The sequence below is a fragment of the Teichococcus aestuarii genome, from assembly GCF_003116135.1.
Lineage (GTDB): Bacteria > Pseudomonadota > Alphaproteobacteria > Acetobacterales > Acetobacteraceae > Pseudoroseomonas > Pseudoroseomonas aestuarii.
Genome location: NZ_PDOA01000024.1, coordinates 37283 through 49438 on the forward strand (window position 1 = coordinate 37283; position 12156 = coordinate 49438).

At 66.3% G+C, this 12156-nt stretch carries 14 protein-coding genes and 3 pseudogenes; 6 read left to right on the plus strand and 11 right to left on the minus strand.

Features of this window, described 5'->3' with window-relative positions; translation table 11 throughout:
* Window positions 1–25: 25 nt before the first annotated feature.
* A pseudogene (locus CR165_RS21385) lies at window positions 26–1241 on the minus strand (IS110 family RNA-guided transposase); the annotation flags it as partial.
* Between the two features lie 118 nt (window positions 1242–1359).
* On the opposite strand from CR165_RS21385, the pseudogene CR165_RS21390 reads away from it, so the two are divergent.
* Both CR165_RS21390 and CR165_RS21395 read left to right on the plus strand, forming a co-directional pair.
* Window positions 1360–1644: pseudogene (locus tag CR165_RS21390) on the plus strand (integrase core domain-containing protein); the annotation flags it as partial.
* 451 nt (window positions 1645–2095) lie between these two features.
* Window positions 2096–2284: a hypothetical protein gene (locus tag CR165_RS21395; RefSeq protein ID WP_109518955.1), complete on the plus strand. Its 189-nt coding sequence runs from the start codon at window positions 2096–2098 to the stop codon at window positions 2282–2284.
* A gap of 56 nt (window positions 2285–2340) precedes the next feature.
* Here CR165_RS21395 and CR165_RS21400 read toward each other — a convergent pair whose 3' ends face one another.
* From CR165_RS21400 to CR165_RS25780, 5 genes and pseudogenes are all read right to left on the minus strand, one after another.
* Complete coding sequence (locus CR165_RS21400; RefSeq protein WP_146201983.1) at window positions 2341–2595, minus strand: transposase; 255 nt, start codon at window positions 2593–2595, stop codon at window positions 2341–2343.
* A 102-nt stretch (window positions 2596–2697) separates the two neighbouring features.
* Window positions 2698–4233: an integrase catalytic domain-containing protein gene (locus tag CR165_RS21405; RefSeq protein WP_109518957.1), complete on the minus strand. Its 1536-nt coding sequence runs from the start codon at window positions 4231–4233 to the stop codon at window positions 2698–2700.
* Window positions 4234–4332: 99 nt separating this feature from the next.
* Window positions 4333–5121 (minus strand): IS21-like element helper ATPase IstB, encoded by a 789-nt coding sequence (gene istB / locus CR165_RS21410; protein ID WP_281262120.1) that lies wholly within the window; start codon window positions 5119–5121, stop codon window positions 4333–4335.
* Window positions 5118–5474: a Mu transposase domain-containing protein gene (locus CR165_RS21415; RefSeq protein WP_109518958.1), complete on the minus strand. Its 357-nt coding sequence runs from the start codon at window positions 5472–5474 to the stop codon at window positions 5118–5120. Before CR165_RS21415 ends, istB begins: the two co-directional genes overlap by 4 nt.
* Window positions 5471–5728, minus strand: a pseudogene (locus CR165_RS25780) (transposase); the annotation flags it as partial. The gene CR165_RS21415 and the pseudogene CR165_RS25780, both read right to left, overlap by 4 nt.
* A 44-nt stretch (window positions 5729–5772) precedes the next feature.
* Between CR165_RS25780 and CR165_RS21425 the strand changes: the two are divergent.
* Window positions 5773–6920, plus strand: a protein-coding gene (locus tag CR165_RS21425; RefSeq protein ID WP_245906663.1) for an IS3 family transposase whose coding sequence is annotated in 2 segments (ribosomal slippage) — window positions 5773–6031 and window positions 6031–6920 — 1149 coding nt in all. Because the reading frame shifts where the segments join, the coding sequence is not laid out codon by codon here.
* 90 nt (window positions 6921–7010) lie between these two features.
* On the opposite strand, the gene CR165_RS25450 is transcribed toward CR165_RS21425, so the two are convergent.
* Window positions 7011–7124 carry an excalibur calcium-binding domain-containing protein gene (locus CR165_RS25450; RefSeq protein WP_219929813.1) on the minus strand — a complete coding sequence of 38 codons (114 nt, stop codon included), beginning with the start codon at window positions 7122–7124 and terminating at the stop codon, window positions 7011–7013.
* Window positions 7125–7231: 107 nt separating this feature from the next.
* On the opposite strand from CR165_RS25450, the gene CR165_RS21435 reads away from it, so the two are divergent.
* Entirely contained in the window at window positions 7232–7615 is a 384-nt protein-coding gene (locus tag CR165_RS21435; RefSeq protein WP_146201984.1) for a hypothetical protein, read from the plus strand.
* A gap of 216 nt (window positions 7616–7831) precedes the next feature.
* Here the strand turns inward: CR165_RS21435 and CR165_RS21440 are convergent, their stop codons facing one another.
* From CR165_RS21440 to CR165_RS21450, 3 genes are all read right to left on the minus strand, one after another.
* Window positions 7832–8557 carry an HAD-IC family P-type ATPase gene (locus tag CR165_RS21440; RefSeq protein ID WP_109518962.1) on the minus strand — a complete coding sequence of 242 codons (726 nt, stop codon included), beginning with the start codon at window positions 8555–8557 and terminating at the stop codon, window positions 7832–7834.
* Between the two features lie 237 nt (window positions 8558–8794).
* The gene (locus tag CR165_RS21445; RefSeq protein ID WP_219929814.1) at window positions 8795–8992 is read right to left on the minus strand and encodes a hypothetical protein; all 198 of its coding nucleotides are present in this window, start codon (window positions 8990–8992) and stop codon (window positions 8795–8797) included.
* A gap of 40 nt (window positions 8993–9032) precedes the next feature.
* Window positions 9033–9845, minus strand: coding sequence for a glutaredoxin family protein (locus tag CR165_RS21450; protein WP_109518963.1), 813 nt, complete (start codon window positions 9843–9845; stop codon window positions 9033–9035).
* Window positions 9846–9916: 71 nt separating this feature from the next.
* On the opposite strand from CR165_RS21450, the gene CR165_RS21455 reads away from it, so the two are divergent.
* Both CR165_RS21455 and CR165_RS21460 read left to right on the plus strand, forming a co-directional pair.
* Window positions 9917–10330, plus strand: coding sequence for a MerR family transcriptional regulator (locus tag CR165_RS21455; protein ID WP_245906664.1), 414 nt, complete (start codon window positions 9917–9919; stop codon window positions 10328–10330).
* A 120-nt stretch (window positions 10331–10450) separates the two neighbouring features.
* A protein-coding gene (locus CR165_RS21460; protein ID WP_379639959.1) for an IS5 family transposase occupies window positions 10451–11253 on the plus strand; the annotation gives its coding sequence in 2 pieces (ribosomal slippage) (window positions 10451–10781 and window positions 10781–11253; 804 coding nt in all).
* A gap of 27 nt (window positions 11254–11280) precedes the next feature.
* Here the strand turns inward: CR165_RS21460 and CR165_RS25200 are convergent.
* Window positions 11281–12156, minus strand: an 876-nt coding sequence (locus CR165_RS25200; RefSeq protein ID WP_219929815.1) for an IS701 family transposase, incomplete at its 5' end; no start/stop codon positions are given.

The window sequence follows — 12156 nt, forward strand, 5'->3', positions numbered from 1 at the left end:
GGGAGGCTCGGCAAACTTGCAACGGAACCATCGCGTGAACCACGCGGGCCATCTTGGCGGTGATGGCAGTGAACGCCTTGCGCCGGAGGTCCGGATCCTCCCGGTCCTTGGCGACGTAGCGCTCGAACTTGGCGCGGAAGCTGTTCTCCCGCTGACGGATGGCCACCTGGGCGGCCATCCAGAGCGTCCGGCGCAGGCGGGCATTGCCGCGCTTGGACAGCCTGGTCTTGCCGCGGAACTGGCCAGACTGGTGGGTGGCGAGGTCGAGGCCGCAGAACTTCAGGAACTGGCGGTGATGACCAAAGCGGCGCAGGTCACCTGCCTCGGCCAGGATGGCAAGCGCGTTGATTGGCCCGATGCCCGGGACCTGCTGCAGGCGGCGGAAGTCGGCGTGCTCGCCCAGCAGCTCGCCCGCGAGCCGCTCAATGATGTCGCGCTGCGCGATCAGGTGCCGTGCCTCGGCGATGACGAGCCGGAACATGGTGACCGCAGGCGCCTCGGGCGGGATCGGCAAGGCGATGGAAGGCCGGGCGGTGTCGTAGATGTCGCCGAGCAGGCGCGCTTGGCGACCTTGCGGCCGGCGAGATCCCAGGCCGCCGCGACGAAGGCTTCCTTGCTGAGGGCGGTGATGCTGCTTGGCTGAGGGCGGTGATGCTGCTTGGCACGGGGAAGCGCTCGAGGAGGGCGAAGAACCAGTCGCTGCGGGTGTTGTTCCGGAAGCGGTCAACCTCGGGGAAGTACAAAGGCAGGTAGTGGGTTTGGATGCGGTGCAGCGTCTCGGTCTTGGCCTTGGACACCACCTCATGGGTCAGGGACAGCTCCTGGATGTCGTTGATCCCGTGCTCCAGCGGGTCATGGTAGGGCTTGGCCGCGCCGATCCGCAGCATGTGCAGGATGACCCGGGCGTCCTTGGGATCGTTCTTGTCCCAGCCGTTGTGCAGGGCCTCCCTCGTGCGGGCCAGGGCCACGGAGGAGATCAGCCGGACGTCGAAGCCGGCCTGCACCAGCCGCCAGGCGAGCGGGCGGTGGTAGTGGCCGGTTGGCTCCAGCCCCACCATGATCGGACGCTCCAGCGCATGGAGCTCGGCCACCAGCCGGTCGTGCTCGGCACGGGTGTTGGTCACCGTCATCCTCCGGCGCCGCCGGGCCTCAGGCACCTCGATCAGCACCTCGTTCCTGAGCTTGGCGATATCGATGGCGACAAGGACAGCGGCAGGGGGTGTAGGCTGGAACGTGGTCATGGCCGGTCGGCTCCTTTCCGTGTGGCTGGACACCATCACTGTGGAGGCTTGCTGACCGGCCGTGGCCGTCTTTGAACCGGATCATGCCCAATCCGGTTCAACCTTCCCGATGTGCTACGGCCCGGAGTTCGTGTCGAAGGCGCTGGACCGCTGGGCCTATAAGCGCGGCGTGATGCTGGACTTCTCCCGACTGGGCAAGCCAATCGACAACGGCTTTGTGGAAAGCTTCAACGGCCGCCTCCGCGACGAATGCCTGGACACGCATTGGTTCTTGTCGCTGGAGGATGCCAGGAGCAAGATCGAGGCCTGGAGACGGGACTACAATGCGTGCCATCCTCACAGTGCCCTGGGGCACCTGACGCCCCAGGAATTTGCTGCCAAAGCAGCCCGTAAGGGCTGCTGATGAAGCCGGAAAGCTCTCCCTGCCGACGGATCAGTTTCAAGGCTACGGTCAAACTGCGGCATTTGGCACGGATTACGGTCCGTGCACCGGCGCTTTCGTCCGCTCCGCATGGATCGAGCACCTTTCGCATCTTCCGCCAAACGGCTTACGACATAATTTGTCGCAAGCCAGCGAAAGAGCCGTAATGTTCGTTGTCTAAATCTGAAAACGCAGGAGCACGAGGTTAGTTAGGCCGACCGTGCATCATCCATCAGATTTGGGAGTTCCCATGCCGTTTTCTAAGATTTTTTCTCTTGGTCTGGGTGTTCTTCTCCTGGCGGGTCCCGCGTTCGCGCACGAAGGTGCGGGGACGTCGGAGAACCCTACTCGCTTTAGCATTGCGGCGAGCCGGGGAGAGGTTGGAGCTGGTGCTCCGGGAAACAGCCGCTCCGCCGAGGGCAATCCTCTGAACGTGCCCATCGAGATCAGCAAGCGAACCTTGCCGCCGCTCGAGGAGAGCATCGCGCTCATGAACAACGCGCCGAGCAGCGACGCCAATCAGCTGAGCTACGACGGTCATCCTTGGAGCCATCACTTGTCCCAGCTGCAGATCCGCCCCGACGGCGGCTCTCAGGTTCCAGCTGGCGCGCTCGGCGGCTGAGCAACTCCCCCGTTAGCACAGTTGCGTTCTATAATGATCTTGCTTTGTTGAAAGGCTCATGCGGTTGCGGCGAGGAGCATGAGGTTGTGGGTAAGGACACGCAGGATGAGTTCACGCCGCTGAGCCTGATGTCCTCGCGCGGTCAGCGCTGAGCCGAGGCAACGCTTGTGCTGGCTAAAGCCACTCTCGATGTGCCCGCGCTGATGATAAAGCACCCGAGGAAAGCGTTGCCGGAGCGCTCGCCTATAGGGCGTCTTCGGCCAGCGCCGTCCGGTGTTGCGGTGGTTCAGGGCAATGATATCAAGCGACATCTGAAACCCATCCATCGTGTTGCCTCACGACGGGATGTTACCGGAGCTTTTTGTGTCGCCGCCAGCCCACGCAGCAGCATCAGCCGCCATGATGCCGGGCACCTAGGTTGTCCCATGTGGCAGCAGACCCAATAGGATCTCCCGTGCCATCGTCAGGCGCTGCACTTTCATGAACCGCTGCACCGTGCGCAGGTGATCCGCCGTGAACCGGTCTGGATACAATGCTCGCAGCTGGTCCAGCGCAGCCACAGCCGTCAACGCAGGCTTCGCTTCCAGCCATATCAGCAGGTGGTCGCGCACCGCATCCAGCATCGATGGCCGCACGATCGGCTTGATCCGCACGTAGCGGCGCCGATGCGTAGGCCGTTGTTCCCCGGCTTCCCACGCCACCTTCAGGCTTGCCGTGAACAGTGCCAAATCCAGTGGCGCCGGTGTCTCCGCCCGGCCAGCCTTTATGCCGCGCGCGTCCACACGTTTGCCCAACTCCACCTGTGCGGCACGGATCCCAGCTAGCAGCAGCACCGGGTCAGCGTCAGCCAGCATACCACGCAGCTGCACCTTGTCGGCCTCCGACACTGAGGCATGTGCCAGCGTCCGCATCACCGGCGGCTCCGGGGCGTGGTAGTGCTTGATCACCCGGGCGCCTTCCCGGCGCTTTTCCCTTAGCTTGAACGAGGGCTGGAACAGGTTGCCGTGTAAACGCGCCGACGCGTACAGTCGCCCCAGGCTTTCTCCAGCCAGCACGCCCTCGAACCGGCCATACCCGACTAGGCGACGGACGATCGCACCGTTCTTCTGCTCCACCCATGCCTGATCATTTTTGCGATACGCGCGTGAGCGCGTCACTTCCAGCCCCTCCGCCCGGCACCAGCCTACGACCAGGTCGTTCATGAACAGGCTGTCGTTGTCGAAATCCACCCCCCGCAGCGGAAATGGAAACAGCTCCCGCGCCCGGCCAAGTGCATGCACCACCATCTCGGCCTCGCGTATCACGATCGGGATGCACTCCGTCCACCCGGTCGCCACGTCCGTCAGCACCATCGTCTGCACGAACCCCCCAGAGACCGTTGTGCCGCCGTGCGCCACGAAATCCACTTCGACCCAGCCCGGGATGGGGTTGCTCCAGTCATTGAACGTCCGGATCGGCACGCTGCGTCGCACTGCTGAGCCGAACCCTGCCGGCCGACGACGCCCACTGCCCGCCACCAGGCGCACCCCGGCAAGCAGTCGGTCGATCGTTGCGGCACTCACCTCCAGCAGTTTTGCCCGGCTGGTCTCGTCCAGCATCACCTGGCCATGCCGTTCCAGCGCTGGCAGCAGCACAGCGATCATCGGCTGCAGACGCTTCGAACAAACCCGGTCAGCGACTTCGCAGAGTTGGATCAGCGCATCGCGGATTTCGGGACCATAGCGGCAGCGTTGGGATCGCGCCTGATCTCGGTTATCGCCATGCAACGCGTCCATTTCCCGGGTGCCCCAACCCGATAGCAACCGGATCGCATGCTTGCGATGGTAGCCTGTCACCGCCGCAAACTCGTCCAGGATGCGCGAACGCTCCAACCGCGTCGCACCTCCGTACCGCGTGCTCACCGCCGCCAGAAGCTCAGTCCGTCCTGCCATGCTGATCCGCCGTGCCATCCCGTTGCTTCCCGAGCCTCGTCCGCCGGTAGCAAACCACCTGAGGCAACGACGTGAGCCGGTAACAATCAACGTGCGGCAATGCGGCCACCTCGGTTTCTATGACGCCCCGACGGATGCCGGGGCGGGTGTTGCCTTGAACAGCCCCAAGCGTCGCTTCTCGCGCAGCCGGTAGCTGTCGCCGCGGATGGTCAGCACGTGGCTGTGGTGCATCAGGCGGTCCAGGATGGCGGTGGCCACGACCTCGTCGCCCAGCACCGTGCCCCAGTCACCGACCGCGCGGTTGGCGGTGATCAGGATGCTGCCCCGCTCGTAGCGGCGGCTGACGAGCTGGAACAGCAGGTGCGCCGCCGCGGGCTCGAACGGCAGGTAGCCAAACTCGTCCACGATCAACAGCTTAGGCTTGGCCAGCTGCGCCAGGCGTTGCTCCAGCTTTCCCTCCGCGTGCCCGCCCACCAGTGTCGTCACCAGCGCCGTCGCCGGGGCGAACAGCACCGAGTGGCCGTGCCGGATCGCCTCACGCCCCAGCGCGATCGCCAGATGCGTCTTGCCCACGCCGGGCGGCCCCTGGATCAGCAGCGCATCGCCGTTGGCCACCCAGCGGCAGGCCGCCAGGTCGCGCACCTGCCGGGCGTCCAGCGAGGGCTGCGCGGCAAAGTCGAACCCCTCCAGCGTGCACTGATGCGGGAACTTCGCGAGGCTGGTGCCCATCTGGATACGCCGCTCCTCGCGGTGCGACACCTCCGCCCGGCACAGCAGCGCCAGCGTCTCGCGCAGCGACAGCTCGCCCTGCGCGGCCTCGTCCAGCAACCCGTCGAGCCGGTCGCGCAGCGCTGTCAGTTTCAGCCGCGCCAGCATCTCCGGCAGCGCATCCCCGTCGGCGCTCACCAGCCGCCTCCCGCAACCTGCTCATACTCGGCAAGCGGCCGCAGCAGATCGGCAGCAGGCTGTGTCCCGGCTGGCGCGGCCTCGGGGAGGCTGCCCTGCTCCGGGCCTCGCTGGTCGGGCACGATGCCCAGGAGGTGAGCCCGCTCGACAGCACGCTCGCGGCGGCCCAGCCGCTGGTCATGGCAGGCCACCTCGCCCCCGGCATGGTGGATGCGCACCAAGCCATCGCCAACCCGGATCGTGACCGTGGCCCCGATCAGCCGCCACGGCACGCTGTAGTGGTTGGTGTCGACTGTCAACGCTGCTCGAATTGTGGTTCTCCCGCACTTCCCGTGCTGCTGGATGAGGGTCATGCCGCCTGCAGAACACGGGCGCGGAGCAGCTCAAAGCCCGCACGGCCGTACATGGTGCGCTTGATCATCTTGAGCCGGTTGATCTGCCCCTCGACGGGGCTGGTGGACCAAGGCAGCTCCAGTGCCGCCCGTACCGCAGCGATGTCCTTGCGCAGATCGGCGACAAACCTCGCGAGGGGACTGGTGGCAGCCTCGTCCAGTGCTTCCTCGAGCCTGGCATCCTCTTTCCGCCGCAGCAGGCGGGCAATGGACTTGCTTCGGGGAAGTGGAGAGGTTCCGATGATGCAAGAGGAGCTCCATGAAGCAGCGCCGGTTTACGAAGGAATTTGAGGACGAGGCGGTACGCCTGGTTTGGACAAGCGGTCGTGCCCAGCGGGAGATCGCGGAGGATCTTGGGGTTGGTCTTTCGACGCTGGTCCGCTGGATCGGCAGGAGCCGGGACCGGCAGATCGATGAGCCGGACCGCTCTGGGCAGGAAGACGTCGTGGCCGAGCTGAAGCGGCTGCGTCGGGAGAATGAAATCCTTCGCCAGGAAAGAGAGATCCTCAAGCGTGCTACAGCTTTTTTCGCTCGGGAGGGAAGTCGGTGAGGTTTGCGCTCATCGATAAAGCGAAAGAAGAGTTCCCCGTGCACCGTCTCTGCCACGTTCTTGGCGTCAGCCAGAGCGGCTACTTTGCCTGGAGGGGCCGCCCGGCCTGTCGCCGCCAGCACGATGACATGGTCCTCCTGGCCCATGTTCGATCGGCGTTCGCGCTATCGAACAGCACCTACGGCAGCCCGCGGATGACGCGGGAGCTGCAGGACCACGGCTTGGCTGTCGGACGCCGCAGGACGAGCCGCCTGATGCGGAAGAAGGGCCTCCGTGCCCGGCAAAAGCGGCAGTTCAAGCGGACTACCGACAGCCATCATGCCTGGCCGATCGCGCCCAACCTGCTGGATCAGGACTTCTCGGCGGAGGGTCCCAACCAGAAGTGGGGCAGCGACATTTCCTATATCTGGACCCGCGAAGGCTGGCTGTATCTGGCCGTGGTCATCGACCTGTTCGCCCGCCGTGTGGTCGGCTGGGCCGTGGCGGACCGGCTGCATCGGGAGCTGGCGATGGCTGCCCTGCGCAGGGCCCTCATCATGCGCCGTCCGACCCCAGGGCTGATCCATCATGCGGACCGTGGAAGCCAATATTGCTCCGCCGACTACCAGGCGGAACTCCGAAAGCACGGCATCCTGATCTCGATGTCGGGCAAGGGGAATTGCTACGATAACGCCATGGTCGAGACGTTTTTCAAAACGCTGAAGTCGGAACTCATCTGGCGCACCATGTTCGAAACCCGCCAGGAGGCCGGGCAGGCCATCGGCCGCTACATCGACGGCTTCTATAACCCCATCCGGCGCCACTCCGCGCTCGACTTCACAAGCCCAGCCCAATTCGAAAAAATGGCTGGTAGCTAACCCAATGCCTCTCCACTAAAGCGGGACAAGTCCAGCCTGCATGGCACTCCACCAGACGCCCCGCCAGAGGAGCGGGCGACGCCGGCAGGCTCAGCGGCAGAGCCGCTCGCATGGCACGCCGTCCCGGTCGCCATCCAGCCGGGTCATCCCGCACTGGCGGACGTGGAACTGCGCCTCGGCGCAGCTCAGCAGCTTCAGTGCCACCAGCTTCCTGACCCTCGCGCATCGGCCCCGAGGCTGGACAGTGCAGCGCTGGTCCGGGCAGCCTGACGCGATCCGGCCCGCCATTCCGGCGCCCCCGCGCGGAGGACATGATGCGCCCATCCCCACTCTTGCCGCCCTGCCCCCTCTCGGCCGCGGAACGCGCCCTCATCCGCGGCGAGTTCGGCCCCCGCTTCGGGCAGAACCCTCTGCTGGCCGCGGGTATCTTCCTGCGCCGCTGGCGTAGTGGACCGCAGGCCGGGCAGCCTAAGATCCCGGCGGCGATGCAGAGCCTGCTCGACCGCGGGATGGTGGAGATCCGCACCACCGAGGTGCACCCCCGCGCCGTCTTCACCGCCGCCGGGCTGGAGGTACTGCGGCGGCTCGCCCATCAGCCGAGGCTGCTCGATCCGGTGCGCTTCCGCCATCTCCGGGTTGAACTCGGGCTGGAGGCGGCGGAGCCGTGCGGCCCAACCCCGCTTGTCCCAGCCTGAACGTGGCCGGGTGTGTGCAGGAAGCCCAGCCTGGATTACGGCCAGACGGTATTATCCACAGCCTTGTCCGCAGCCCTGTCCCCGCGATCTGGGGATAAGTGGTCCCCCCCAGGAGCCGGCCTGGGGGGGAGCAATGGCGGCGGCGCCGAGCACGCAAGTGACGGCGCGGCGTGTGACCGTGAGCAAGGGCATGGGCGTCTCCTTCGGTTGGCGCGTTCAGTTGGCGCGTTGGGGCGACGCGAGGGCCGGTCGCGTGGCGGGCGCTGTCCCGGCGCCGTGTCGCGTATCGCTGCCGCTGTCTACCGATGGCCGCCAGGCGAGCAGCCGCAGCGCGTTTAGCGTCACCAATACCGTTGCTCCGGTGTCGGCAAGGATGGCGAGCCAGAGCCCCGTGGTGCCGGTGATCGTGGTCACCAGGAAGACGAGCTTCAGCCCGACCGCGACCGCCATGTTCTGCTTCACGTTGGTCAGGGTGGCGCGAGAGAGCTCGACGAGGTCGGCCACGCCCGAGACCCGCTCCCGCAGGAGCGCGGCATCTGCCGCCTCGAGCGCCACCTCCGTCCCGCTGCCCATCGCGACGCCGGCTGTCGCGGCGGCCAGCGCCGGGGCGTCGTTGATGCCGTCGCCGACCATAACCACCGGACCGCGTTCCTTCAGCGCCGCGATCTCGCGCAGCTTGTCGGCGGGCAGCAAGCTGGCCTTCACCTCCACCCCCAGCGCGCCCCCGATTGCGGCGCCGGTGCGCGGGTTGTCGCCGGTGAGCATCACCGCCTCGACGCCGAGGCGCCGCAGCCGGGCCACCCCCTCCGCCGCATCCGGGCGAGGCTCGTCGCGCAGGGCGAGCAGGCCGAGCGCGGCCCGGCTGACGGTGACCACCGCGACAGTCTTGCCCGCCTCCTCAAGCCGAACCCGCGCTGCCTCCAGAGCGGGCGGCAGCGTCACGCCGCCGCGGCGGCTTCAACAGAAGCGCGGTTTTGCAAGGTTTTGGTCCGATCCTGATCGGGGCTTTGCAATCGCGGATACTTCCCCAGATCGGAAAACTAAGGAAAACCGCGGGCTTCAGCGTTGTTCACGGCTGACTGCGTAACCCGTCTTTTCGGTGAGCGAAGACGAAACAATTAGCCGCTCGTCCGGCAGGTCGGCATCACAGGGCAAGCCATAAGGGGATGCGTTCTCGACCTAGACCAGACCATTGCCATGCAGGACCAGCGTCGCCGCTGAGACGCCTAGCTCGCGCTGGATGCTCGGCAGGGCGATGTTCGCGATGGTGTCGTCCAGGACGAGCATGAGCTGCGCCGTGGCGATGACGAGGAGGGACAGGCCGAGCCCGCGGCCGCCCGGGGAGGTCCCGGGCTGGCCCATCTGCACGGAAGACATGATAAATCCTTGAAGGCTAGGTGGGGTGCGGAGCGCCGGGTTACATCGCGTGTCCGGCGCCGACCGGCAGGCCCAACGCGGCGAGCGCCATCCACACCGCCATGGCGACCATCATCAGGTTCTCGGTCAGCGAGACGAACCCGAGGGGGACGTTGCTCGACCCGCCGACGCAGGCGCACTTGAGCTCGCGCCGGTCGATGTAGACGGCCTTGAACACCGAGGCCGCGCCGACAGTGCCGATGAAGAGGGCGATCGGTACCGACAACCAGGTGAGCGCACCCGCGACCATCAGCACGCCCGCCAGCCCTTCAGCGAAGGGATAGATGTAGCTGTAGGGCACCCACCGCTTGGCCAGCAGGTCGTAGTTCAGGAACATGGTGGCGAAGCCCTCGACGTTCTGGAGCTTCAGCAGCGCCAGCACGACCATCGAGAAGCCGATGAACCACTCCGCCGCGCGGACGGTGAACACATTCCCTGTCACGGCGTAGCTCGCCGCCATCGCCGTCAGGGCGGTCATGGCGAACAGCGCGACCACCGGGCGGTAGCTCGTCGCCTTTGGATCCACGACGGGCTTGCCGAGGAAGCGGCGCAGGTCATCGTAGCCGCCGACGCGCTCGCCGCCGATGAAGACCTGGGGCGTCGTTGCGACCCCATGTTCCGCCTTGAAGGCGTCGGTCTGCTCGCGCGTGGTGAGGTGGTGGTCCTCGACCTCGTAGCCGGAGCGTTCCAGCAGGTCCTTGGCCTTGAGGCCGTAGGGGCAGGTGTGGTGCGGCATCACCATGCGGTGGATGACCACCTTCTTCGCCGTCGCAGGGCGGCTCGACGCAGGGGAAAGGACGGTTATGGCCGACATGTTCGGTTTCCTTGAAATCCGGTCGGCGCGAATATAGGTTCCGTACCATGGTACGGAGTCAAGGGACTTGGTTGCCGCCCGTCAGCGAGCCCCAAGGGGCCAAGTCGCTGACCATCGGCGAGCTTGCCGCCGCCGGAGGCGTAGGCGTCGAAACGATCCGCTTCTACCAGCGCAGAGACCTGCTCAGGACACCTGCGCGAGGGGGCGGGATCCGGCACTACGACCGGGCGGACGTGCGCCGCCTGCGGTTCATCAGGCAGGCACAGGCGGCGGGGTTCACGCTGGAGGAGATCAGGGAGCTGCTGGAGCTGGACGCCGGCGAGGACCGCAGCCGTGCCCGCGAGCTTGCGAAGGCCCGCATCGAGGCGCTGGACGCCAAGATCGCTGATCTCCAGCGTGCCCAAGACGCCCTCCGACGACTAGCGCGAGAGTGCGCTGAGGGAAGCGCCGGGCCCTGCCCCATCCTAAGTTCCTTCGATGTCTGACGCGGGCAGAGCGTCCATGTGGGTCCTGCTGGCTGTTCCAGTATCAAGCCCACAGCTTCTCAAACTAACAGCGCCTTTCAAAACCAGGAAAAGCTGTAGGGCTGCGCCGATCTGAAGGGCATGGCGAAGCCCCTGATCCCGGACGAACTCTGGTTGGTCATTGAGCCGCTGTTGCCGCCCGAGCGGCCCAAACCGAAGGGCGGACGGCCGGTTGTACCGCCCCGTGCCGCCTTGAGCGGCATCCTCTTCGTGCTGCGCTCCAGCATTCCGTGGGAGATGCTGCCGCGGGAGATGGACTGCGGATCCGGCGTCACCTGCTGGCGGCGACTGCGGGACTGGCAGGAAGCCGGCGTGTGGGACCGGCTGCACCGGGAGTTGCTGCGGCGCCTGCGCCAAGCCGACCGCATCGACTGGACTCGTGCCTGCGTGGACAGCGCGTCCATCGCGGCGAAAAGGGGGGTGCCGGAACCGGGCCGAACCCGACGGACCGCGGCAAGGCGGGCATCAAGCGGCACCTCGTCACCGACCGACGCGGCACCCCGCTCGCCTTCCTGCTGAGCGGCGCCAACACCCACGACAGCAAGCCCTTCGAGGACCTGCTCGACGCCGTGCAACCTGTTGCAGGAAAACCCGGGCGACCCCGCCGCAGGCCGGACAAGTTGCACGCCGACAAGGCCTATGATCATCGCCGCTGCCGCCGCGCTTGCCTCCGGCGCGGGATCAAACATCGGATCGCACGCCGTGGCATTGAAAGCAGCCAGAGGCTGGGCAAGCATAGGTGGGTCATCGAGCGCACATTCGCATGGATCAACCGCTTCCGCCGCCTCGCCATGCGCTACGAGCGCAGGCTCGATATACACCATGCCCTCACCGCGCTCGCCTGTTCCCTCATCTGCCTCAACGCGCTTCAGGGGCGGTTTTGAAAGGCGCTGTAAGCTCGACTTTGGCCATCAAGCGGCATGGCAGATGGCGTAAGCCAGGGCGCGTTGAAGTGCTGGGCGGGGTTTCGTGACATGGCGGTTTCGTTGCGACGTGAGCAAACCCTGCTCTCGCCAGATATGATGTCGCACGGCGGCGAGGGTGTCGCTGAAGGTTGGACGTGGTTTGCGGTACGAGGCACTGCTGGCCGCGGCTTCTCGCTCCGCAGGCTTGAGCCGGGCGGCCAAAAGGGTAACGAGGGAGAACAGCGCGAGCAGGCATGGGGTGGTGCGGGCGATGGCGAGGTCCGACCACTGGCGCTGGGTTTCGACGCCGAGGTGGGCGCGGGTCTCCTGGAACGTGACTTCCAGCTGCCAGCGCTGGACGAACCAGCCCAGGATCTGTTCCGGCGCGCGGTGGAGGTCGGTGCACAGCAAGGCCTGCGGGGTGAACCGCTGCCGGGGATCGCGGATCAGCACCCAGCGGATCGGCACGACGGGCATGCCGCCACGACGCCAGACGGCAGTCGCGGTGCAGATTTCGACCTCGCGCTCGCCCTCGCCGTACCAGCCCGGAACCGTTACCAGTTGCCAGCGCGTGTGGGTGCTCCTCAGCACCTCGGACAAGTCCGGGAGCCGGGCGCCTTTGGTTCGCGGGCGACCGTTGGTCCCGGGCAGCCGGGGCGGTGCCGGGTCGTATAGCGCCGCGTCGAGGCGCAAGCGCGTGATGCTGGTGACCTTGTGGCGGTTCAGGGCGGCCAGCAGCTCCAGGGCGGCAAAGCTGTCAACGCCGCCTGAATCATCCTCAGAAGTGCCGAGGTAAAATTCCCCAGTTTGGGTTTTGGGGATCAGCCGTTGCTGGGATCGGCACCTCTTGGCTTGGGCGGCCTTCCGCGGCGTCGTGGCGGA